This window comes from Caballeronia calidae, from assembly GCF_900044055.2.
Lineage (GTDB): Bacteria > Pseudomonadota > Gammaproteobacteria > Burkholderiales > Burkholderiaceae > Caballeronia > Caballeronia calidae.
Map to the genome: position 1 here is coordinate 314,525 of NZ_FCOX02000003.1, position 22,051 is coordinate 336,575.

The following is a 22,051-nucleotide window of genomic DNA, read 5'->3' on the forward strand; positions in this document are numbered from 1 at the left end:
TGTTCAAAGCTGTTTCATCAGGACGAGCGACTTGCGCTGCCAGTTGTAGAGGCGCCGGCGGTCCTCGGGGAGATCGTCGACCGTCACCTTCACGAAGCCGCGTTTCAGGAACCAGTGCTCGGTGCGCGTCGTCAGCACGAAGATGCGCGTGAGGCCGCGCGCGCGGGCACGCTGCTCGATGCGCTTCAGGAGCCGCTCGCCGTCGCCCGAGCCTTGCGCTTCCGGCGCGACCGTGAGGCACGCCATCTCGCCGATGCGCTCCTGCGTGTACGGATAGAGCGCGGCGCAGCCGAACAGCACGCCGTCGTGCTCGATGACCGAGAAATGGTCGATGTCGCGCTCGATCTGATGCCGCCCGCGCCGCACGAGCGTGCCATCCGTTTCCAGCGGCTCGATCAGCGTGAGAATGCCGCCGACGTCGTCGGGCGTGGCTTCGCGCAGGCTTTCGAGGTTCTCGTACGAGATCATCGTGCCGACGCCGTCGTGCAGGAAGAGTTCGAGCAGCACGCTGCCGTCGAGGCGGTACGGAATGATGTGGCCGCGCGCCACGCCGCCGCGGCACGCGCGCACCGTATGCTTCAGATAGAACGCCGTGTCGCCCTGCAGCTCGCCGCTTTCCTGCAGGCGGTACGCGTCGTCGAGCGACATTTCGCGGATCAGTCCGCCTTCCGTGTCGACCAGCCCGTCGATTTCGGTGACGAAAATGATCTTGTCGGCGCGCAGCGCGATGGCGGCGGCGGACGCGACATCTTCCATCGACAGATTGAACGCCTCGCCGGTCGGCGAGAAGCCGAGCGAGGACAGCAGCACGAGCTTGTTCGACGCGAGCGACTGGCGGATCGAATCGCCGTCGATCTTGCGCACGACGCCCGTGTGCTGGAAATCGACGCCATCCAGAATGCCGACCGGCCGCGCGGTCACGAAATTGCCCGACACGACGCTGATGTGCGCGTGCGCCATCGGCGTGTTCGGCAAGCCCTGGCTGATCGCGGCCTCGATGTCGAGGCGCACTTCGCCGGCGGCTTCCTTCGCGGATTCGAGCGCGCGGGCATCGGTTATGCGCAGTCCGTGCGAGAACGACGATTCGACGCCGTGCAGACTCAGCTGCTCGTCGAGCTGCGGGCGCGAGCCGTGCACGAGCACGACGTGGATGCCCATCGCGTGCAGCAGGCCGACGTCCTGCACGAGCGCGTTCAGGCGTCCTTCCTGCACCAGCTCGCCGCCGAACGCGACGACGAAGGTCTTGTTCCGGAACGCGTGGATATACGGCGCGACGGAGCGCATCCAGTCGACGAACTGGGCGAGGGGATTGGGCGCTTCGGGCTCTGTTTCAGCCGGCTGCGATGCCGCCTGTGTGCTCATCGTGAGGTCGGTTTGGGAATTCATCCCGGGATTATAATGCGACGCTATGCCGAATGTTTCCCGACCCGCACGCCCTAACCAGCCGGGCAAGCCGCAACCCGCCGACAAACCCCTCGATACTCAGGAGCAGTTGCGACAACTGCGCGAAAATCTGCTGCGCGAAGCGCGGGAGGGAACGGGCGCGTCCGGCGATTCCGGCGCGTTGAGCAAGAAGGAACTCGCCGCGCGGCGGTTCGCGGGAGCGGCGCAGCAGACGGGCGATACGGCGGGCAAGCAGGGCGCGTCGACATCGACGGCGCGGCAGGCGCAATCGGCGCAATCGGCGCAATCCGTGCAGAAACCGCGCGACCCCGCGCAGGCGAAACCGGTGGCGTCGAAGACGGCTTCCGCTCCGGTGCGCGAGCCGCGCGCCGAAGCCGGGCGATCCGTGCCTGCAAATGCGAAACGCGACGATGCGCGGCGCGAGCAAATCGAACGTCCGCAGCGAAACGCGCAGGCGAAACCGGCCGAAGCGCGCAACGATGAAGCGCAGCGCGCGGAACGTCGCAACGAGCGGCCTGCGCCTGAAGCGCGTCAAAAACAGCCGCGCGAGCAGCACAAGCCTGAAGCGCGACACGCGGAACGTCAGAAAGAGCGGCCTGCGCCCGAAGCGCGTCAACACGCGCCACGCGAGCAGCACAGATCCGAAGCGCGACAAGCGGAGCGTCGAAACGAGCGTCTTGCGCCTGAAGCGCGTCAAAGCCAGCCGGGCGAGCAGCACAAGCCTGAAGCGCAAAGCACGGAACGTCGAAACGAGCGCCCAGCGCCTGAAGCGCGTGAGCAGCTGCCACGCGAGCAGCGCAGACCTGAAGCGCAGCAAGCGGAGCGTCGAAACGATCGGCCCGCGCCTGAAGCGCGTCAAAACCAGCCGCGCGAGCAGCACAAGCCCGAAGCGCAACACGCGGAACGTCGGAAAGATCGTCCTGCGCCTGAAGCGCATCAAACCCAGCCGCGCGAGCCACACAACGCCGAACCGCAACGCCCCGAACGTGCGCCGGAAGCACGCGCCCCTCGCGAGCAACGCCCGCCGCGTGCCCCTCGCGAACCACGCATCGTCACGCCGAACCCCGTTCCTCCGATCACGTTCCCCGAAGCGCTGCCCGTTTCCGGCCGTCGCGACGAAATCGCGCGCGCGATCGAAGCGAATCAGGTCGTGATCGTCAGCGGCGAAACCGGCTCGGGCAAGACCACGCAGCTCCCGAAAATCTGCCTCGCGCTCGGACGCGGTCTCGGCGCGGGCGGCAGCGGGCTGATCGGCCACACGCAGCCGCGCCGCATCGCCGCTTCGGCGACCGGACGGCGCATCGCGGAGGAGCTCGGCACGCCGTTCGGCGAAGTCGTCGGTTACAAGGTGCGCTTCACGGACAACCTCGCGCCGGGCGCGTCCGTCAAGCTGATGACGGACGGCATTCTGCTCGCGGAAACGCAGACCGATCCGCTGCTCAAAGCCTACGACACGATCATCATCGACGAGGCGCACGAGCGCAGCCTCAACATCGACTTTCTGCTCGGCTATCTGAAGGAAATCCTGCCGAAGCGCCCGGACCTGAAGCTGATCGTCACGTCGGCGACGATCGACGCCGAGCGTTTCGCGCGCCATTTCGGCAGCGACGAGAAGCCCGCGCCGGTGATCGAGGTGAGCGGGCGTCTGTATCCGGTCGAGGTGCGCTATCGCCCGATCGAGGAAGAGAGCGAGGCGATAAAGAACGCGCAGGGCACGGCGACCCGGCGCAACGACCGCAAGACCGACCGCGATCTGATGGAAGCCATCGTCGATGCCGTCGATGAGCTGTGCCGCGTCGGCCCCGGCGACGTGCTCGTGTTTCTGCCCGGCGAGCGCGAAATCCGCGACGCCGCCGAAGCGCTCAGAAAACACCATCCGCCGCACACGGAAATCCTGCCGCTCTTCGCGCGCCTCTCCGCGCAGGAGCAGGAGCGCGTGTTCCGGCCGTCGAACGCGCGGCGCATCGTGCTCGCGACCAACGTCGCGGAGACGTCGCTGACGGTGCCGGGCATCCGTTACGTGGTCGATACCGGCATGGCGCGCGTGAAGCGCTATTCGTATCGCAACAAGGTCGAGCAATTGCAGATCGAGGCGGTGTCGCAGGCGGCGGCGAATCAGCGCGCGGGCCGCTGCGGGCGTGTCGCGGACGGCGTGTGCATCCGTCTCTACGACGAAACGGAGTTTCAGGCGCGGCCGCGCTTCACCGATCCGGAAATCCTGCGCTCGTCGCTCGCGGCGGTCATTCTGCGGATGAAGTCGCTGCATCTGACGGCGATCGAAACCTTTCCGTTCATCGAACCGCCGCCGGGCCGCGCGATCGCGGACGGCTATCAACTGCTGAACGAACTCGGCGCCGTCGATGACGACAACGCGCTCACGCCGCTCGGCCGCGAACTCGCGCGCCTGCCGCTCGATCCGCGCGTCGGCCGCATGATTCTCGCCGCGCGCGATCATCATGCGCTGAAGGAAGTGCTGGTCATCGCGTCGGCCCTCTCGGTGCAGGATCCGCGCGACCGGCCGATCGAGGCGCAGGAACAGGCGGATCAGGCGCATCGGCAGTTCGTCGACGAGCGTTCCGAATTCCTGCAATGGACGCGCATCTGGAAATGGTTCGAGGACGCCGTCGCGCACAAGAAATCGAACAAGCAGCTCGCCGACGCGTGCCGCGCGAATTTCCTGTCGCATCTGCGTCTGCGCGAATGGCGCGACGTGCATTCGCAATTGCTGACCGTCGTGCGCGAGCACGGCTGGCGTCTGAACGAATCGGACGCGACGTTCGAGCAGGTGCATCTGTCGCTGCTGACCGGCCTGCTCGGCAACGTCGGTTTGAAAGCCGATGACGAGCCGCATTATCTCGGCGCGCGTGGCATCAAGTTTCATCTGTGGCCGGGCTCCGCGCTGTTGAAGAAAGCGGGGCGCTGGGTGATGGCGGGCGAGCTCGTCGAAACGAGCCGGCTGTATGCGCGCACGATCGCGAAGATCGAGCCGGAATGGCTCGAAACCGTGGGCGCGCATCTGCTGAAGACGTCGCTTTCCGATGCCCATTGGGAGAAGAAGGCCGCGCAGGTCGTTGCGTTCGAACGCGCGACGCTTTACGGCCTGACCGTGTACGCGCGCCGGCGCGTGAGCTTCGGCAGGCAGGACCCGAAATATGCGCGCGAATTGTTTATCCGCGGCGCGCTCGTCGAAGGCGAGTTCGACACGCGCCTGCCGTTCTTCGCGCACAACCGCAAGCTGGTCGCCGACATCGAGCAACTGGAGCACAAGTCGCGCCGCCAGGACGTGCTCGTCGACGATGAACTGATCTACGGCTTCTACGATTCGCTGATTCCCGAAGGCATGTGGACGGGCGCGGCGTTCGAGCGCTGGTATCGCGACGAGCAGAAGAAAGAGGGCAACGAGAAGCTGCTCTTCCTGTCGCGCGACGACCTGATGCGCCACGAAGCCGCCGGCGTCACGACCGACCTGTTCCCGAAGCGCATGACGATGTCGGGCATCGAGATGTCGCTCACGTATCACTTCGAGCCGGGTTCGCCGCGCGACGGCGTCACGTTGCAGGTGCCGCTCTACGGGCTGAATCAGGTGGACGCGCGTCGCGTCGAATGGCTCGTGCCGGGCATGATCAAGGAGAAGACGCAACTGCTGCTGAAGTCGCTGCCGCAGAAGTTGCGCCGTCATGTCGTGCCGCTGCCGGAGTACGCGGCGGGTTTCGCCGAGCGTCATGCGGGGCCGAAATTCGGCGCGGGCGCGCTCGTCGATTGTTTGATCGCGGATATTCGCGAGCAGACGCAAATCGCCGTGAAGAGCGCGGATTTCAAGCTCGAAACGCTGCCGGCGCACCTGTTCATGAACTTCAAGGTCATCGACGAGCACGGCCGCCAGCTCGCGATGGGCCGCAATCTCGCGCAATTGCGCGCGGAACTCGGCGGTCAGGCGCAGCAGCAATTCCAGAAGCTCACCGCGACGGCCGCGCTCGATGCGCTTTCCGGCGACGGCGGCGCGCAGCCCGCGCCGCAAGCGCAGCCGACGACCGGCGAAAGCACCGCGCTCTACGAGAACCTCACGACGTGGAACTTCGGCAAGCTGCCCGAGCTGCTGGAAATCCGCCGTCGCGGGCACACCCTGTTCGGTTATCCGGCGCTCGTCGATCGTGTCACGCACTGCGACGTCGAAGTGTTCGATTCGCCCGAGGAAGCGGCGCGCATTCATCGCGCGGGCCTGCGGCGGCTGTTCGCGCTGCAATTGCGCGAGCCGATCCGCTATCTGGAAAAGAACCTGCCGGGCCTGCGCGAAATGTCGATGCAATACATGGCGCTCGGCACCGCCGACGAATTGCGCGATCAGATCGTCGAGACGGCGCTCGATCGCGCGTGCCTGCAGGATCCGCTTCCCGACGACGACGCCAGCTTCCACGCCCGCCGCGATGCCGCGAAAGGGCGCCTGACGCTGCTCGCGCAGGAAATCGCGCGGCTCGTGGGCGCGATTCTGGCCGAGTATGCGGCGCTCGCGAAAAAGCTCGCGCAGGCGAAGCCGTTCACGTCGGCCTACGCCGATATGCAAACGCAGTTGAACGGGCTCATCGGCAAGCGCTTCGTGATCGACACGCCGTATGCGCAGCTCGCGCATTTTCCGCGCTATCTGAAGGGCATTGGTCTGCGCATCGACAAGCTCAAGGGCGATCCCGCCCGCGACGCGCGGTTGCTCGCCGAGCTGCAACCGCTCGCGCAGCATTATCAGCGCGCGTTGTCGCAGCGCGGCGGTGTCGCGGATGCGCGGCTGTCCGAGTATCGCTGGCTGCTGGAAGAACTGCGCGTGTCGCTGTTCGCGCAGGAATTGCGCACGCCGATGCCGGTTTCGGTGAAGCGCCTCCACAAGGTCTGGGAATCGATGCAGCGTTGAAAGGCCGGCGCGAAAGCGAGGCCGAAACCGAGCCCCGAAGGCGCCATTTCTTGCGCCGACTCAGTGTATTGCGCAAAAAGCCGCATTCGGGTCAACGCGCCGCGCCGGGCAAACGTTCTACAATGACGCCTGCCTCCCGAAGCCTACTTTTCATGCGCAATATTTTCCGTTCCGGCCGCCTCCGCGCGGCTGCCACGCGCGCCGCGCTCGCAACCGGCGCGGCGCTCGTCGCCACTGCGGCGTTCGCCAACAATGTCATCGTGCTCAATTCGGCGGAAGCCACGCTGAGCCTCATCGACGAAAACACGCATCAGGTCGTCGGCACCGTGCCGACCGGCAAGGAGCCGCACCACCTGATGCCGCTGCCTGACAACTCTTCGCTGATCGTCGCGAATTCGGTGTCGAACAATCTGATGTTCGTCGATCCGAAAACCGGCGGGCTGCAGCGCTGGGTGCAGGACATCGAGGATCCGTACCAGATCGGCTTTTCGCCGGACAAAAAGTGGTTCGTGTCCACGGGTCTGCGCCTCGACCGCCTCGACATCTATCATTTCGACGGCAAGAACCTCTCTGTCGCGAAGCGCCTGCCGCTCGCGACGATGCCGAGCCACATCGCGTTCACCAACGACAGCACCACGGCGTTCATCTCGCTGCAGGTGTCGGGCGAAATCGCCGCGATCGACCTGCCGACGCAGACGGTGAAATGGAAGATGAAGGTCGGCAAGGTGCCGGCGGGCGTGTGGCTCACGCCGGGCGATAAATATCTGCTCGTCGGCATGACGGGCGCGGATTACGTCGCCGTGGTCGACTGGCGCAACCAGAAGGTCGTCAAGACCATCACGACAGGCAAGGGCGCGCACAACTTCCGCTCGATGGTCGATGGCAAGCACGTGCTGGTGTCGAATCGCGTGGCGAACACGATCAGCATCATCGACGAGGATTCGCTCACGAATGTCGGCGACATCACCGGCCTGTTGCCCGGCCCGGACGACATGGAACTTTCCGCCGACAAGAAGTATCTGTGGGTAACGTTCCGCTTCGCGAAGCATGTCGGCGTGATCGACCTTGCGAATCGTAAGCTCATCGAGACGATCAAGGTGGGCCGTTCGCCGCACGGCATCTACTTCTACAATCGCGCGCCGGTGATGGCGCCGAACGGAGCGTAATCAGATCGCACGGGCGCCGCGCCGCGCCCTGTACTACGATTGAGACAGGGCCGGCGCACCGGACGGCCGAACGCATCACGGAGCACCATGTTTCATTCCATTCTTTCGTCCCTCGACAGTCTCGTTTCCTGGCTGCAGACGCTTCTCTATGTCGACGTCGTCCAGCCGACGCTGTTCAAGATCGGCATGATGGACTACGACGAAGACACCTACGACGCGCTCTACTGGGTGATCGTCGGCGTGCTGGAAGTGCTCGCGATGTACGCGATCCTGCGCCCGCTCGAAGCGTTTCGCCCCGCGGAAACGTGGAAGGATCGCAAGGGCGTGCGCGTGGACGTGCTCTATACGTGGATCGTCAAGCTCGGCATCCTCAATCTGTTTTTCTTCTTCACGTTCCAGCCGCTCTTCGATTCGCTGCAGAGCTGGCTGCGCATCCATAGCATCCCGAATCTCGAGATCGACAATCTCTGGCCGGGCGTGACCACCGAGCCGCTCGTCACGTTCGTCATCTATCTGCTGATTCTCGATTTCGCGGGCTACTGGTATCACCGTCTGGAGCACCGGTTCGGCATCTGGTGGGAACTGCACGCGGTGCATCACAGCCAGCGGAAGATGTCGCTCTGGACGGACGACCGCAACCATCTGCTCGACGACATCCTGCAGGCGAGCTTTTTCGCGTGCGTCGCGCTCGTGATCGGCGTGGAGCCGTCGCAGTTCGTCGTGCTCGTCGCCACCACCAATTTCATGCAGAGCCTGCAGCACGCGAACATCCGCCTGCACTACGGCTGGCTCGGCGAGCGGATCATCGTGAGTCCGGCGTTCCATCGCCGTCATCACGCGATCGGCTTCGGCCACGAAGGCACCAGTTACGGCTGCAACTTCGGCGTGCTGTTCTCGTTCTGGGACATCCTGTTCCGCTCGGCTTCGTTCGACCGCACCGTCGAGCCCACCGGCATCCGCGACCAGCTCGGCGCGCCGGGCGTGGCGCCCGTCCATTACGGCGACGGCTTCATCGAGCAGCACTGGCTCGCGTTCCGGCGCATCGCCGCGCGTCTCTCGGCGCGTCGCGCGGGCGCGCCCGCCTCCGACAACTCGGCGGCCGTCTGAGCTTTCCTCGCAAGACCAGCGCCTGCGCGCGGCGCTGGTTTATGCTGTCGTTTCCTCTTTCTTCTTCGAATCACGCATGAGTGACTTGCTGCGTTCGTTCGTGCGCGCGCTTGCGAACGTCTTTCATCCGCGCATGCTCTGGCTGACCCTGATGCCGTTCGGCGTCGCCACGGTGGTCTGGGGCGCGCTCCTCTGGTTCTTCTGGCAGACGCTCACGGGCGCCGCGAACAGCTGGCTCGACGGCTGGTCCCTCACGTCCGCGATGTACCGCCTCTTCGACACGGTCGGGTTTTCGTCGCTGCACGCGGTGATCGCGCCGTTTCTCGTCGTCATCATGACGGTGCCGCTGATCGTAGTCACGGTGCTGCTGCTGATCGCCACGCTCTCGATGCCCGGCGTCATCAAGCTGCTCACGCGGCGCCCGAAGGGGCATTACGCTTCGCTGGAAGAGCGGCGGGGCGGGTCGTGGTACGGCAGCCTCGGGCATTCGGTCGTGACGACCGTCGTGTGCCTGGTCGCGCTCGTCGTCACGCTGCCTTTGTGGCTGATTCCGCCGTTCTTCGCCCTGATTCCGCCCTTGCTGTGGGGCTGGCTCACGTATCGCGTGATGACCTACGACGCGCTCGCATTGCATGCCACCGTGGAAGAGCGCCGCGCGATCGTGCGCGATGCGCGCTGGCCCCTGCTCGGCATCGGCATCATCAGCGGCCTGTTGAGTTCCGTGCCGACGATGCTCTGGGCATGGTCCGTGTGGCTCCTGCCGCTGTTCCCGGTCGTCGCCGCCGTGACGATCTGGGCGTACGCATTCATCCTCGTGTTTTCCGCGCTTTGGTTCGCGCATTACTGTCTGCACGCGCTCGAGCGCCTGCGCGCGAACGAAGCTCACTATCCGGCGATCACGGTCGAATCCTGATCCCGGCGATCGAACGATAAAGGGGCATTCATGGGCATTGGCGTCATCATCGTCGGCGACGAAATTCTGTCCGGCCGCCGCACCGACAAGCATCTGCCGAAAATCATCGAGTTGCTGAGCGCGCGCGGCCTGTCGCTCGACTGGGCGGAATACGTCGGCGACGATCCCGCGCGCATCACCGCGACGCTCGCGCGCACGTTCGCGTCGGGGGACATCGTGTTCTCGACGGGCGGCATCGGCGCTACGCCGGACGACCACACGCGCCAGTGCGCGGCGAAGGCGCTCGGCGTGCCGCTGGAACTGCATCCGGAAGCCGCCGAGCTGATTCGCGCGCGCATCCGCGACACGGCGGCCCAGGCGGGCAAACCGGTCGAGCTGGACTCGCCCGAGAACCTGCATCGGCTGAACATGGGCACGTTTCCGCAGGGCGCGGCGATCATCCCGAACAGCTACAACAAGATTCCGGGTTTTTCCGTCGGCGATCATCACTTCGTGCCGGGCTTTCCGGTGATGGCCTGGCCGATGATCGAATGGGTGCTCGACACGAAGTACGCGCATCTGCATCACGCGACGCCGTATGTCGAACGGTCGCTGCTCGTCTTCGGCCTGCCGGAATCGCGCATCACGCCGCTGATGGTGGCGATCGAGCGCGATTTCGACGGCGTGCGCGCGTTCAGTCTGCCGAGCGTCGGCGATGCGGCGCGCGGCGCGCTTTATGCGCGCTCGCACATCGATCTCGGCGTGAAGGGCGATCCGGAGCAGGCGAACGCCGCGTTCGACGTGCTGCGCGAGGGCGTGATCGCGCTGGGCGGCGAGGTCGTCGAAGTGCCGCCGGAGGAAGCGAAGTGATCTTGCTGGAAGTCATCGCGACCACGGTCTCCGACGCGCGCGCGGCCGAGCGCGGCGGCGCGGACCGGCTGGAGCTCGTCACGGCGATGGGCGAGGGCGGGCTGACGCCGAGCATCGGCTTGATCGAATCGGTGGTCGATGCCGTGCGGATTCCGGTGAACGTGATCGTGCGGCCCCACAGCCGCGCGTTCGTCTACGATGCCGACGACTACGCCGTCATGCTGCGCGACGTACGCGCGATCGCGAAGACCGGCGCGAATGCGATCGTCGTGGGGATGCTGCGCGCGGATGGGTCCATCGACACGGATGGTCTCGCGCGCGTGATCGAAGCGGCGGATGGCGTGCAGCTCACCTTCCATCGCGCGTTCGACGAATCGCGTGATCTGCCCGCCGCGTTCGACACGCTACTGCGCTTCGATGCCGTCACGAACGTGCTGACGTCGGGCGGCAAGCCGTCGGTGCTGGAAGCGGAAGACACGATAGCGAAGCTCGTCGCCAGGGCGACGGGCACGCGCTGCACCGTGCTGGCGGGCGCGGGCCTCACCGTCGACGCGGTCGCGCCATTCGTCGCATCGACGCTCGTGCGCGCGGTGCATTTCGGCTCGGGCGTGAGAGTCGATGGAAAAGGGCTGGCGCCGGTTGACGAAGAGCGCGTCAGGCGCGTGCGGACATCGCTCGACGCGCCGGGCTAGGCCCTCAAGCCCCGATCCACGGCAGCCCGCGGAAGCACCATCCCGACACCGTCTTCCGATGCCCCTGCCCATCCTTGTCGCCTTCGAAGCCTTCGAGCAGATCGAACGCCTGCGCATAACCTTCCTTCTGCGCAGCAACCGCCGCGAGCTTCGAACGCGCCGCGCTGCGGCACAAAAACACGACCGGCGTATCCGGGGTGGCGACCTGTCGCAATTGTTCGATAAACTCGGCGTTCGGCACCGAGCCGGGATAGCGGATCCATTCGATATGCGCATACTGCGCGCCGTCGACCGCCGGGCGGCCGACCCAGTCGAGCTCGGCACGCGTGCGGACGTCGATCAGGCGGGCGCGCGGATCGAGCTGCAGCAATTCGAAGGCTTCGGCGGGCGAAAAGGCGCCGGCATACGTCAGCTTGCTGTCGGCGGCGCGCTGGCCCGCCTGGCTATACAGTTGTTCGATCGTGCTCATGGCGCATCGGTCTCCGTTCAAGGCGCAAAGAATCATTCTAGCGTCGCGCGCGGAGACAAAAGCCTTGGCCATTCAGCCGAGTGGCGAATGCTCTGAATTGGTGCAAAACTAAGCTGATGCACAAGCATAGTGCGGACAAGGAATTGAGCAGATGGCTGCGCACTAAATTGGTGCTATGCCTTTCGGGAGCCATCTGCTGAAGTGAAGTGGTTTCACCCAAAACGCGCGCTGCTTCAAGCGCTTAGCGCAAAGATGGTGCGCTTGGCACGGAAGCTGCTTTTCCATCCTCGATTGAATCGATGTACAGGATTGGTCGGGGCGGCGAAGCGATTCGCCGACTTTTGTTAATCAGGAGATAGGTAATGAGTAAATCCGTGGCCGACGTCATGCAACTCGTCAAGGACGAGGACGTCAAGTTCGTCGACTTCCGCTTCACCGACACGCGCGGCAAAGAACAACACGTTTCCGTGCCGGTTTCGCACTTCGACGAGGACAAGTTTGAAAGCGGCCACGCTTTCGACGGTTCGTCCATCGCTGGCTGGAAGGGCATCGAAGCGTCGGACATGCTGCTCGTTCCGGATGCGGACAGCGCGTTCATCGACCCGTTCTTCGAAGAGTCGACGCTCGTTCTGACCTGCGACGTGGTCGAGCCCGCCGATGGCAAGGGCTACGAGCGCGACCCGCGTTCGCTCGCGAAGCGCGCGGAAGCCTATCTCAAGAGCTCGGGCCTCGGCGACACCGCGTTCTTCGGTCCGGAACCCGAATTCTTCATTTTCGACTCGGTGCAGTGGAACACGGACCAGTCGGGCACGTTCGTGAAGATCGGCTCGGAAGAAGCGCCGTGGTCGTCGGGCAAGGAATTCGAAGGCGGCAACACCGGCCACCGTCCGGGCACGAAGGGCGGCTATTTCCCGGTCGCGCCGGTCGACACGTTCCAGGACATCCGCTCGGAAATGTGTCTGCTGCTCGAGCAGATCGGCATTCCGGTCGAAGTGCACCACCACGAAGTGGCGGGCCAGGGCCAGAACGAAATCGGCACCAAGTTCTCGACGCTGGTTCAGCGCGCGGACTGGCTGCAGCAGATGAAGTACATCATCCATAACGTGGCGCACACGTACGGCAAGACGGCGACCTTCATGCCGAAGCCGATCGTCGGCGACAACGGTTCGGGCATGCACGTTCACCAGTCGATCTGGAAGGACGGTCAGAACCTGTTCGCGGGCAACGGCTACGCCGGTCTGTCGGAATTCGCGCTGTTCTACATCGGCGGCATCATCAAGCATGCTCGCGCGCTGAACGCGATCACGAACCCGGGTACGAACTCGTACAAGCGTCTCGTGCCGCACTTCGAAGCGCCGGTGAAGCTGGCTTACTCGGCTCGCAACCGTTCGGCATCGATCCGTATTCCGCACGTGAGCAATCCGAAGGGTCGCCGTATCGAAACGCGCTTCCCGGATCCGCTGGCGAACCCGTACCTGTGCTTCTCCGCGCTGATGATGGCGGGTCTCGACGGCGTGCAGAACAAGATTCATCCGGGCGAAGCCGCGGACAAGAATCTGTACGACCTGCCGCCGGAAGAAGACAAGAAGATCCCGACCGTGTGCGCGGGCCTCGACCAGGCGCTCGACGCGCTCGACGCGGATCGCGAGTTCCTGACGCGCGGCGGCGTGTTCACGGATTCGATGCTCGACGCCTACATCGAACTGAAGACGCAAGAGCTGCAGCGTTATCGTCAGTCGGTGCATCCGATCGAGTTCGAAATGTACTACTCGCTGTAAGCAGCATGACCGGAACGCGTTTCATGATGAGCAGGTCCATGAGACGCGCGACACATGTGATGCGGTGACGAAAAAGGGACGGCGCGCCGTCCCTTTTTTAATCGCCGCCGTGTCACGCAACGATGTCACGCAACGAGAAGAAGATCGGTGTCACGAACGACCTCATTCATCGCACGATGGTGCTCAAGAATCTGATCAAGGCGCGCAAAGGCCACGCCGACGCGCTGTCCGACGACACGCAACTCGCCGCGACCGGCCTTTTGCCGGGACTCGAAGCGCTGCCCACGGTCGTGCTCGTGCTCGACATGCGCAATCTGAGGATCGCCTACGCGAACCCTTCGGCCGAATCCATGCTGGAGATGTCGCGCAAGCAATTGACGCAGATGAACTGGCCCGAGCTCTTCGCCAACGCGGAGGAGCTCGCGAGCACGGTGGCGTCGATCGCGGAGAACCGCTTCAACGCGACGCGCCTCGACGCCGTGCTCGAACGCCCGGGCCGCGAGCAGGTGCATGTGCATGCGATCGTCGCGTATCTGGAAGCGGCTGCCGACTACGTGCTGCTCGAACTCTTCGAGAACGAGCGTCATCTGCGCACCGATCGCGAAGAGCGCATCCACGATCTCACCGCGGTCAACAAGCAATTGATCCGCAACCTCGCGCACGAGATCAAGAATCCGCTCGGCGGCATTCGCGGCGCGGCGCAGTTGCTCGAATTCGAACTCGGCGCGCGTGAACGCGACGAGCTGCGCGAGTACACGCAGGTCATCATCAAGGAATCGGACCGGTTGCAGACGCTCGTCGATCGCTTGCTGGAGCCGCACCGGCATCCGCATATCGTCGGCGATGTGAACATCCACGAAGTGTGCGAGCGCGTGCGCGCGGTGATTCTCGCGGAGTTTCCGCGCGGCCTCACGATCGAGCGCGACTACGACGTGAGCGTGCCCGACTTGCGCGGCGACAAAGAGCAACTGATCCAGGCGCTGCTGAACATCGTGCGCAACGCGGCCGAAGCGCTGAAGGAACGCATTTCACAGGGCGATGCGAAGATCGAGCTGCGCACGCGCATCGCGCGCAAGGTGACGATCGGCAAGAAGCTGCACAAACTGGCATTGGACTTGCATATCACTGACAACGGTCCCGGCATCCCCGAAGAAATCCGCGACCGGATCTTCTTTCCGCTCGTGTCGGGCAGGGAAGACGGCAGCGGACTCGGTCTCACGCTCGCGCAATCGTTCGTGCATCAGCACGATGGCCTGATCGAAGTGGAGAGCAGGCCGGGCTGCACCGAGTTCGCCATTCTGCTGCCGTTTGAAAGTTGACCAGCGACTTCACGCCAAGGAACGCAGTGCATCCTGCTTTGACGCCAGACCGTTTCGACGGGCTCACACCGAACCATACGAAGACTTCTCGCCGAACGATATGAAGCCGATCTGGATAGTAGACGACGACCAATCCATCCGCTGGGTGCTGGAAAAGGCGCTCGCACGAGAAAACTTCACGACGCGTAGCTTCTCCGGCGTGCGCGACGCGCTCGCCGCGCTCGAAAGCGAAAGCCCGCAAGTGCTCGTGTCGGACATCCGCATGCCGGGCGGTTCCGGGCTCGAATTGCTGCAGACGGTGCGCGATCGCTTGCCCGGCCTGCCCGTCATCATCATGACGGCGTTCTCGGATCTCGACAGCGCCGTCGCCGCATTTCAGGGCGGCGCGTTCGAATACCTCGCCAAGCCGTTCGATGTCGACAAGGCGGTGGAGCTGATCCGCCGCGCCGTCGACGAAAGCATGCGCGGCGAGGCATCGGTCGACGAACGCGTGACGGAAACGCCCGAGATGCTCGGCCAGGCGCCCGCGATGCAGGACATGTTCCGCGCGATCGGCCGCTTGTCGCATTCGGCGGCGACCGTGCTCATCACGGGCGAATCAGGCACCGGAAAGGAGCTTGTCGCGCGCGCCTTGCACCGACATAGCCCACGCGCGAACGGACCCTTCATCGCGCTGAACACCGCGGCGATACCGAAGGATCTGCTGGAGTCCGAACTGTTCGGCCACGAGCGCGGCGCGTTCACCGGCGCGCAGGCGATGCGCCAGGGCCGCTTCGAGCAGGCGGAGAACGGCACGCTCTTTCTCGATGAAATCGGCGACATGCCGTTCGATTTGCAGACGCGCCTGTTGCGCGTGCTGTCGGACGGGCAGTTCTATCGCGTGGGCGGGCACAATCCGCTGCGCGCGAATGTCCGCGTGATCGCGGCGACGCACCAGAATCTCGAATCGCGCGTGCGCCAAGGGCTTTTTCGCGAGGACTTGTATCACCGGCTGAACGTGATTCGCCTGCGCCTGCCGGCGTTGCGCGAGCGCAGCGAGGACATCCCGCTGCTCACGCGCCATTTCCTGCAGAAGAGCGCGCGCGATCTGGGCGTGGAGCCCAAGCGCGTATCGGACGATGCGCTCGCGTATCTGGCGTCCCTGCCGTTTCCGGGCAATGTGCGTCAGCTCGAGAACCTGTGCAACTGGCTCACGGTGATGGCGCCCGCGCAGGTGATCGAGCAGAAGGACCTGCCGCCCGATCTCACGCAGCGTCAGGATGCTACGCCCGAGAGCATCGCGGTATCGACCGATGGCGCGGTTGCGGCGGCGCCCGTTGCGGTCAATGGCGCGGCGTCCGCGCCGGCGACGGCCACGGCGGGCGGTGCCGTGAGCGTATGGGAGAACGGCTTGCGCACGGAGGTCGCGCGTCTGCTGCGCGAAAATTCCGCCGACGTGATGGACGAGCTCGCGCGCCGCTTCGAAGCCGCGGTGATCCGCGAGGCGCTCGATTTCACGCGCGGGCGCAAGGTGGAGGCGGCGGAGCGGCTGGGCATCGGCCGCAATACGATCACGCGCAAGATCCAGGAGCTGCATCTCGACGCGTGAGCGTCGTTTGATGTGGGATCAGCCGATCGTCGCGATCACGGGCGCGTGGTCCGACGGCTGATCCCATTTGCGCGGCACTTTGTCCACTTCGCACGATGTGCAGCGCGCCGCGAGTTCCGCCGACAGCAAGATGTGATCGATGCGCAAGCCCGCGTTGCGGCGGAACGCGAGCATCCGGTAATCCCACCACGTGAAGAGCTTGTCGGGTTGCTCGAACTTGCGGAAGGCATCGGTGAGGCCGAGTTCGACCAGTTGCGCGAAGTGCGCGCGTTCTTCGGGCGACACGAGGTTCTGTCCTTCCCATGCCTTCGGATCGTGCACGTCGCGGTCTTCCGGCGCGATGTTGTAATCGCCCAGCAGCGCGAGCTGCGGGTGCCGCGCCATATCCTCGCGCAGCCATTCGCGCAGCGCATCGAGCCAACGCATCTTGTAGGCGAATTTCTCGGAGCCAGGCGCCTGTCCGTTGGGGAAGTACGCCGAGACGATCCGCACGCCGTCGATCGTCGCGGCGATCACGCGCTGCTGCAGATCCTCGAAGCCGGGAATGTTGCGCACGACGCTGATTTCATCGACTTCGAAGCCCGCATCGGCGCGCACCAGAATGCCGACGCCGTTATACGTCTTCTGTCCCGCGAACCAGCTTTTGTAACCGGCGGCTTCGAGCTCCGCGCGCGGGAATTTTTCGTCGGGGAGCTTCAGTTCCTGAAGGCACAGCACGTCGACGCCCGAGAGCGCGAGCCAGTCGATGACGTGCTGCTGGCGGACTTTGAGGGAGTTGACGTTCCAGGTGGCGATTTTCATGAATCCCTGTCTTCTTCGTAGAGCGCGGCCGTGCGCTGAAGGCTCGATTCTATCGGAGCGGCGCGCGTAGCCGCGACGCGCGGGCCGCATCGCGTTTACGACATTTTTACGCGCCACCCCCCACCTTTGTCCCGCCCTTTACGCCCATTTCCTTACGCTCGATCTTGTCCTGAACCGCACAAGGGGAGAACAAGACAATGGACCTGCTTTACCTCGCCGGCATCGTCCTTTTCTGGGGGCTTTGCGTGGCGCTCACGAGCGGCTGCGAGCACTTGCGCCGCCGCGCGCCGGGAGCCCGCTCATGAACGCCTGGATGATCTGGCTCGCCGCGGCCTCGACGCTGCTGCTCTTCGTGTACCTCGTGTACGCGCTGCTGCGCGCGGAGGATCTCGAATGAACGCGAATACGTTGATGCAGACGACGCTCTTCATCGTCGTGCTGATCGGTCTTGCGATTCCGCTCGGACGCTACATGGCGGGCGTGCTCGACGGCACGTCGGTCGTCGTGCGCAAGCTCGGGCGGCCGATCGAAGCGGTGCTGTATCGCATCGCGGGCGTCGATCCCGATGCCGAAATGTCCTGGAAGCATTACGCGCTCGCCGTGCTGCTCTTCAATGTGCTCGGCGCCTTCGTGTTGTACGCGCTGCTGCGCCTGCAGGACGTGTTGCCGCTGAATCCGCAATCCATGAGCGGCATGTCGCCCGATGCCGCGTTCAACACCGCCGTCAGCTTCGTGACCAACACGAACTGGCAGGACTACGGCGGCGAGAGCACGCTCGGCTATCTCGCGCAGATGCTCGGCCTCACCGTGCAGAACTTTCTGTCGGCGGCGACGGGCATCGCGGTCGTCGTCGCATTGATTCGCGGGTTCAAGCGGCATTCCGCGCAGACCATCGGCAATTTCTGGGTCGATCTGACGCGCACGACGCTGTACATCCTCGCGCCGCTCGCCGTCGTCTTCGCGCTCGTCTTCGTGAGCCAGGGCGCGATCCAGAACTTCAAGGCGTATCAGGACGTGCCGACGCTGCAAGTCACGACGTATCAAACCCAATCGACGGACGCGCAAGGCAAGCCCGTCACGCAAACGCTCAAAGCCCAAACGCAGACGCTGCCGATGGGCCCGGTCGCCTCGCAGGAAGCGATCAAGATGCTCGGCACCAACGGCGGCGGGTTCTTCAACGCGAACTCGGCGCATCCGTACGAGAACCCGACGCCGTTCTCCAACTTCATGCAGATGCTCGCGATGCTGATCATTCCGGCGGCGCTGTGCGTGGTCTTCGGCCGCATGGTCGGCGACGGGCGGCAGGGCTACGCCGTGCTCGCCGCGATGACCATCGCGTTCGCCGCCGCGTGCGTCGGCGAGATCTCGGCGGAGCAGGCGGGCAATCCGCTCTATGCGTCGCTGCATGTCGATACGCAGGCGTCCGCGCTGCAGGCGGGCGGCAACATGGAAGGCAAGGAAACGCGCCTGGGCATCGCGCAATCGGGGCTCTTCACGGTCGCGACGACGGCCGCATCGTGCGGCGCGGTCGCGAACATGCACGATTCGCTGACGCCGCTCGGCGGCCTCGTGCCGATGCTGCTGATCCAGCTCGGCGAAGTGATCTTCGGCGGCGTCGGCTCGGGTCTCTACGGCATGCTCGTGTTCGCGCTGCTCGCGGTGTTCGTCGCCGGTCTCATGATCGGACGCACGCCCGAGTACGTCGGCAAGAAGATCGAATCGTTCGAGATGAAGATGGTGTCCGTCGCGATCCTGCTCACACCGCTGATCGTGCTCGTCGGCACGTCGATCGCCGTGCTCACGGCGTCGGGCACCGCGGGCATCGCGAATCCCGGCGCGCACGGCTTCTCCGAAATCCTCTATGCGTTCAGCTCCGCGGCCAACAACAACGGCAGCGCATTCGCGGGTCTTTCGGTGAACACGCCGTTCTACAACACGATGCTCGGCATCGCGATGTGGTTCGGCCGCTTCGGCTCCATCGTGCCGGTGCTCGCCATCGCGGGCTCGCTCGCGGCCAAGAAGCGGCTCACCGTGACCGCGGGCACGCTGCCGACGCACGGTCCGCTCTTCGTGGTGCTTTTGATCGGCACGCTCCTGCTCGTCGGCGCGCTCACGTATGTGCCCGCGCTCGCGCTCGGGCCGATCGTCGAGCATCTCGGCATGATCGCAGGCCACTGATTTTCGAGGACAGCATGACTCAACAGAATCAAACGCCGCTGCATCGCCCGGAGAATCTCGGGCAGGCGCGCACGGCGGCACGCTCGATGTTCGATCCGGCGCTCGTTACGCCCGCCATCGTCGATGCGTTCAGGAAGCTCGCGCCGCGCACGCAGTTGCGCAATCCGGTGATGTTCTGCGTCTACGTCGGCAGCATTCTGACGACGGTGTTGTGGATCGCCGCGCTCGCGGGACAGGCCGAAGCGCCCGCGGGCTTCATCCTCGCGATCGCGCTGTGGCTGTGGTTCACGGTGCTCTTCGCGAACTTCGCCGAGGCGCTCGCGGAAGGCCGCTCGAAGGCGCAGGCCGCGTCCTTGCGCCACGCGAAGCATAACGTGATGGCGAAGAAGCTCAACGAGCCCCATCCGAAGTCGCCGATCCGCATCACGACATCGACCGATCTGCGCCGTGGCGATGTCGTGCTCGTCGAAGCGGGCGATGTGATTCCCGCCGATGGCGACGTGATCGAAGGCGTCGCGTCCGTCGACGAATCCGCGATCACGGGCGAATCCGCGCCGGTGATCCGCGAGTCGGGCGGCGACTTCTCGTCGGTGACGGGCGGCACGCGCGTGCTGTCGGACTGGATCGTCGTGCGCGTGTCGGTGAATCCGGGCGAGGCGTTTCTCGACCGCATGATCGCGATGGTCGAGGGCGCGAAGCGTCAGAAGACGCCGAACGAGATCGCGCTGACGATTCTGCTCGTGGCGTTGACGCTCGTGCTGCTCTTCGCGACGGCCACGCTGCTGCCGTTCTCGATCTTCTCCGTCGAGGCGGCGAAAGCGGGTCATGTCGTGACGATCACCGTGCTCGTCGCGCTGCTCGTGTGCCTGATTCCGACGACCATCGGCGGACTGCTTTCGGCGATCGGCGTCGCGGGCATGAGCCGCATGATGCAGGCGAACGTGATCGCGACGTCGGGCCGCGCGGTCGAGGCGGCGGGCGATGTCGACGTGCTCCTGCTCGACAAGACCGGCACGATCACGCTCGGCAATCGTCAGGCGTCGTCGTTCGCGGCGGCGCCGGGGATCAACGAACGCGATCTCGCAGATGCCGCGCAACTCGCGTCGCTCGCGGACGAGACGCCGGAGGGCCGCAGCATCGTCGTGCTGGCGAAGCAGCGCTTCAACATCCGCGAGCGCGACATGGCCAGGCTGCACGCGAGCTTTCTGGCGTTCTCGGCGCAATCGCGCATGAGCGGCGTGGACTTGCCGGATCGCGAGATTCGCAAGGGCGCGGCGGACGCGGTGAAGCGCTACGTCGAGGAGCGCGGCGGGCGCTTTCCGCAGGAAGTGCAGCACGCCGTCGATGAGATCGCGCGTCGCGGCAGCACGCCTTTGGTCGTCGCCGAGCGTGTGAACGACGCGACGCGCGCGCTCGGTGTGATCGAGCTGAAGGACATCGTGAAGGGCGGCATACGCGAGCGTTTCGCGGAGTTGCGCAAGATGGGCATCAAGACGGTGATGGTGACGGGCGACAACCGCCTGACGGCCGCGGCGATCGCGGCGGAGGCGGGCGTCGACGACTTTCTTGCCGAAGCGACGCCCGAAGCGAAGCTCGCGACGATCCGCGAGCATCAGGCGCAGGGCCGTCTCGTCGCGATGACGGGCGACGGCACGAACGACGCGCCTGCGCTCGCGCAGGCGGACGTCGCGGTCGCGATGAACACGGGCACGCAGGCCGCGAAGGAAGCGGGCAATATGGTCGACCTCGATTCGAATCCGACGAAGCTGATCGAGATCGTGGAGATCGGCAAGCAGATGCTGATGACGCGCGGCTCGCTCACGACGTTTTCGATCGCCAACGATGTCGCGAAGTATTTCGCGATCATCCCGGCCGCGTTCGCGACCACTTATCCGCAGTTGCGCGTGCTGGACGTGATGCATCTCGCGTCGCCTTCGTCCGCGATTCTGTCGGCGGTGATTTTCAACGCGCTGATCATCGTGTTCTTGATTCCGCTGGCGCTGAAGGGCGTGAAGTATCGCGCTTTGGGCGCTGCGTCGTTATTGCGGCGCAATCTGCTGGTTTATGGATTGGGCGGCATTCTGTTGCCGTTTCCGTTCATCAAGTTGATCGATATGGCGATTGCCGCGCTTGGCTGGCGTTGATCTCGTTTCTTTTTTTCAGGGTATTTGGATCATGAAGAATCTGTTACGTCCCGTGGTGGTGATGTTCGTCGCGCTGACCGTCGTGACGGGTGTGGTGTATCCGGCGGTCGTTACCGCGATCGGACAGGTCGCGTTTTCGCATCAGGCAAATGGCAGTCTCATCGAGCGCGATGGCCGTGTGGTCGGCTCGGAGATCATCGGGCAGCAGTTCGATGCGCCACGTTATTTCTGGGGGCGCTTGTCGGCGACGACGCCGAATCCGTATAACGCGGGGAGTTCGAGTGGCTCGAATCTGGGGCCGACGAATCCCGCCCTCGGCGATGAGATCAAGGCTCGCGTCGCCGCGCTGCGTGAGTTTGATTCTGATAACGGCGCTGCCATTCCCGTCGATCTTGTGACTTCCTCCGGCAGTGGGCTCGATCCTGATATCAGTCCTGCTGCGGCGGCTTATCAGGTTTCGCGTGTGGCGAAAGCGCGGGGGATGTCGGCGGCGGCGGTCGAGGCGCTCGTCGCTCAGGCCACTAGCGGGCGGCAGTTTGGTTTGCTCGGAGAGCCCAGGGTTAATGTGCTTAAATTGAATCTTGCGTTGGATGGGGGGGATGGGGTGGGGGCGGCGGTGCGGTGACGGTTGCGCCGGATCCCATATTCGTGTCGGTTTATTAGCGTTGCCCCTGTGCGGGGCGGCAGTCACTTTCTTTGCTGCTGCAAAGAAAGTAACCAAAGAAACAGCTATCCCCAGCCTA

The 22,051-nt window shown here is 64.6% G+C and carries 17 protein-coding genes; 14 read left to right on the forward strand and 3 right to left on the reverse strand.

All coding sequences use genetic code 11. The features are described from left to right. Positions 1 to 3: 3 nt before the first annotated feature. A complete protein-coding gene (gene argA / locus AWB78_RS05255) occupies positions 4 to 1,386 on the reverse strand; it encodes an amino-acid N-acetyltransferase (protein WP_062602908.1) in 1,383 nt (460 codons plus the stop codon). Between the two features lie 22 nt (positions 1,387 to 1,408). On the opposite strand from argA, the gene hrpA reads away from it, so the two are divergent. The 6 genes from hrpA to AWB78_RS05285 all read left to right on the forward strand — a co-directional run bounded on the left by hrpA (position 1,409) and on the right by AWB78_RS05285 (position 11,031). Continuing rightward, positions 1,409 to 6,304, forward strand: a complete 4,896-nt coding sequence (gene hrpA / locus AWB78_RS05260; RefSeq protein ID WP_062602910.1) for an ATP-dependent RNA helicase HrpA — start codon at positions 1,409 to 1,411, stop codon at positions 6,302 to 6,304. A gap of 152 nt (positions 6,305 to 6,456) precedes the next feature. Next, a complete protein-coding gene (locus AWB78_RS05265) occupies positions 6,457 to 7,470 on the forward strand; it encodes a YVTN family beta-propeller repeat protein (RefSeq protein ID WP_062602912.1) in 1,014 nt (337 codons plus the stop codon). An 87-nt stretch (positions 7,471 to 7,557) separates the two neighbouring features. After that, positions 7,558 to 8,577: a sterol desaturase family protein gene (locus AWB78_RS05270; protein WP_062602914.1), complete on the forward strand. Its 1,020-nt coding sequence runs from the start codon at positions 7,558 to 7,560 to the stop codon at positions 8,575 to 8,577. 76 nt (positions 8,578 to 8,653) lie between these two features. Then, positions 8,654 to 9,490 carry an EI24 domain-containing protein gene (locus tag AWB78_RS05275; RefSeq protein ID WP_062602916.1) on the forward strand — a complete coding sequence of 279 codons (837 nt, stop codon included), beginning with the start codon at positions 8,654 to 8,656 and terminating at the stop codon, positions 9,488 to 9,490. Positions 9,491 to 9,520: 30 nt separating this feature from the next. Continuing rightward, complete coding sequence (locus AWB78_RS05280) at positions 9,521 to 10,339, forward strand: competence/damage-inducible protein A (RefSeq protein WP_062602918.1); 819 nt, start codon at positions 9,521 to 9,523, stop codon at positions 10,337 to 10,339. Continuing rightward, entirely contained in the window at positions 10,336 to 11,031 is a 696-nt protein-coding gene (locus tag AWB78_RS05285) for a copper homeostasis protein CutC (protein ID WP_062602919.1), read from the forward strand. Before AWB78_RS05280 ends, AWB78_RS05285 begins: the two co-directional genes overlap by 4 nt. Before the next feature lie 4 nt (positions 11,032 to 11,035). Here the strand turns inward: AWB78_RS05285 and AWB78_RS05290 are convergent, their stop codons facing one another. Continuing rightward, a complete protein-coding gene (locus AWB78_RS05290) occupies positions 11,036 to 11,500 on the reverse strand; it encodes a rhodanese-like domain-containing protein (RefSeq protein ID WP_062602922.1) in 465 nt (154 codons plus the stop codon). A 362-nt stretch (positions 11,501 to 11,862) separates the two neighbouring features. Between AWB78_RS05290 and glnA the strand changes: the two genes are divergently transcribed. From glnA to ntrC, 3 genes are all read left to right on the forward strand, one after another. Then, positions 11,863 to 13,278, forward strand: a complete 1,416-nt coding sequence (glnA, locus tag AWB78_RS05295) for a type I glutamate--ammonia ligase (RefSeq protein WP_062602924.1) — start codon at positions 11,863 to 11,865, stop codon at positions 13,276 to 13,278. Positions 13,279 to 13,454: 176 nt separating this feature from the next. Continuing rightward, positions 13,455 to 14,597 carry a nitrogen regulation protein NR(II) gene (gene glnL / locus AWB78_RS05300; RefSeq protein WP_062602986.1) on the forward strand — a complete coding sequence of 381 codons (1,143 nt, stop codon included), beginning with the start codon at positions 13,455 to 13,457 and terminating at the stop codon, positions 14,595 to 14,597. A gap of 100 nt (positions 14,598 to 14,697) precedes the next feature. Continuing rightward, complete coding sequence (ntrC, locus tag AWB78_RS05305) at positions 14,698 to 16,185, forward strand: nitrogen regulation protein NR(I) (protein ID WP_062602926.1); 1,488 nt, start codon at positions 14,698 to 14,700, stop codon at positions 16,183 to 16,185. 18 nt (positions 16,186 to 16,203) lie between these two features. On the opposite strand, the gene xth is transcribed toward ntrC, so the two are convergent. Next, positions 16,204 to 16,986 (reverse strand): exodeoxyribonuclease III, encoded by a 783-nt coding sequence (gene xth / locus AWB78_RS05310; protein ID WP_062602928.1) that lies wholly within the window; start codon positions 16,984 to 16,986, stop codon positions 16,204 to 16,206. A 197-nt stretch (positions 16,987 to 17,183) separates the two neighbouring features. On the opposite strand from xth, the gene AWB78_RS47550 reads away from it, so the two are divergent. The 5 genes from AWB78_RS47550 (at position 17,184) to kdpC (ending at position 21,933) form a co-directional block, all read left to right on the forward strand. Beyond that, positions 17,184 to 17,291 carry a potassium ABC transporter ATPase gene (locus AWB78_RS47550; RefSeq protein ID WP_198399210.1) on the forward strand — a complete coding sequence of 36 codons (108 nt, stop codon included), beginning with the start codon at positions 17,184 to 17,186 and terminating at the stop codon, positions 17,289 to 17,291. Beyond that, on the forward strand, positions 17,288 to 17,383 hold the full coding sequence (gene kdpF, locus AWB78_RS05315) for a K(+)-transporting ATPase subunit F (RefSeq protein WP_062602930.1): 96 nt from the start codon (positions 17,288 to 17,290) through the stop codon (positions 17,381 to 17,383). Before AWB78_RS47550 ends, kdpF begins: the two co-directional genes overlap by 4 nt. Next, a complete protein-coding gene (gene kdpA / locus AWB78_RS05320; protein ID WP_062602932.1) occupies positions 17,380 to 19,164 on the forward strand; it encodes a potassium-transporting ATPase subunit KdpA in 1,785 nt (594 codons plus the stop codon). The genes kdpF and kdpA overlap by 4 nt, the downstream gene beginning before the upstream one ends. Positions 19,165 to 19,250: 86 nt before the next feature. Then, positions 19,251 to 21,308 carry a potassium-transporting ATPase subunit KdpB gene (gene kdpB / locus AWB78_RS05325; RefSeq protein WP_062602988.1) on the forward strand — a complete coding sequence of 686 codons (2,058 nt, stop codon included), beginning with the start codon at positions 19,251 to 19,253 and terminating at the stop codon, positions 21,306 to 21,308. Positions 21,309 to 21,339: 31 nt separating this feature from the next. Further along, the gene (gene kdpC / locus AWB78_RS05330) at positions 21,340 to 21,933 is read left to right on the forward strand and encodes a potassium-transporting ATPase subunit KdpC (RefSeq protein ID WP_062602990.1); all 594 of its coding nucleotides are present in this window, start codon (positions 21,340 to 21,342) and stop codon (positions 21,931 to 21,933) included. The last annotated feature ends 118 nt before the right edge of the window (positions 21,934 to 22,051 follow it).

What these genes read in the sequence shown, in the direction of transcription:
- AWB78_RS47550 (WP_198399210.1), top strand. Translation starts at nt 17,184, where the DNA reads ATGGACCTGCTTTACCTCGCCGGCATCGTCCTTTTCTGGGGGCTTTGC.
- AWB78_RS05270 (WP_062602914.1), top strand. Translation starts at nt 7,558, where the DNA reads ATGTTTCATTCCATTCTTTCGTCCCTCGACAGTCTCGTTTCCTGGCTG.
- AWB78_RS05275 (WP_062602916.1), top strand. Translation starts at nt 8,654, where the DNA reads ATGAGTGACTTGCTGCGTTCGTTCGTGCGCGCGCTTGCGAACGTCTTT.
- AWB78_RS05290 (WP_062602922.1), bottom strand. Translation starts at nt 11,500, where the DNA reads ATGAGCACGATCGAACAACTGTATAGCCAGGCGGGCCAGCGCGCCGCC.
- AWB78_RS05265 (WP_062602912.1), top strand. Translation starts at nt 6,457, where the DNA reads ATGCGCAATATTTTCCGTTCCGGCCGCCTCCGCGCGGCTGCCACGCGC.
- argA (WP_062602908.1), bottom strand. Translation starts at nt 1,386, where the DNA reads ATGAATTCCCAAACCGACCTCACGATGAGCACACAGGCGGCATCGCAG.
- kdpB (WP_062602988.1), top strand. Translation starts at nt 19,251, where the DNA reads ATGTTCGATCCGGCGCTCGTTACGCCCGCCATCGTCGATGCGTTCAGG.
- glnL (WP_062602986.1), top strand. Translation starts at nt 13,455, where the DNA reads ATGGTGCTCAAGAATCTGATCAAGGCGCGCAAAGGCCACGCCGACGCG.
- kdpF (WP_062602930.1), top strand. Translation starts at nt 17,288, where the DNA reads ATGAACGCCTGGATGATCTGGCTCGCCGCGGCCTCGACGCTGCTGCTC.
- AWB78_RS05280 (WP_062602918.1), top strand. Translation starts at nt 9,521, where the DNA reads ATGGGCATTGGCGTCATCATCGTCGGCGACGAAATTCTGTCCGGCCGC.
- xth (WP_062602928.1), bottom strand. Translation starts at nt 16,986, where the DNA reads ATGAAAATCGCCACCTGGAACGTCAACTCCCTCAAAGTCCGCCAGCAG.
- ntrC (WP_062602926.1), top strand. Translation starts at nt 14,698, where the DNA reads ATGAAGCCGATCTGGATAGTAGACGACGACCAATCCATCCGCTGGGTG.
- kdpA (WP_062602932.1), top strand. Translation starts at nt 17,380, where the DNA reads ATGAACGCGAATACGTTGATGCAGACGACGCTCTTCATCGTCGTGCTG.
- hrpA (WP_062602910.1), top strand. Translation starts at nt 1,409, where the DNA reads ATGCCGAATGTTTCCCGACCCGCACGCCCTAACCAGCCGGGCAAGCCG.
- kdpC (WP_062602990.1), top strand. Translation starts at nt 21,340, where the DNA reads ATGAAGAATCTGTTACGTCCCGTGGTGGTGATGTTCGTCGCGCTGACC.
- glnA (WP_062602924.1), top strand. Translation starts at nt 11,863, where the DNA reads ATGAGTAAATCCGTGGCCGACGTCATGCAACTCGTCAAGGACGAGGAC.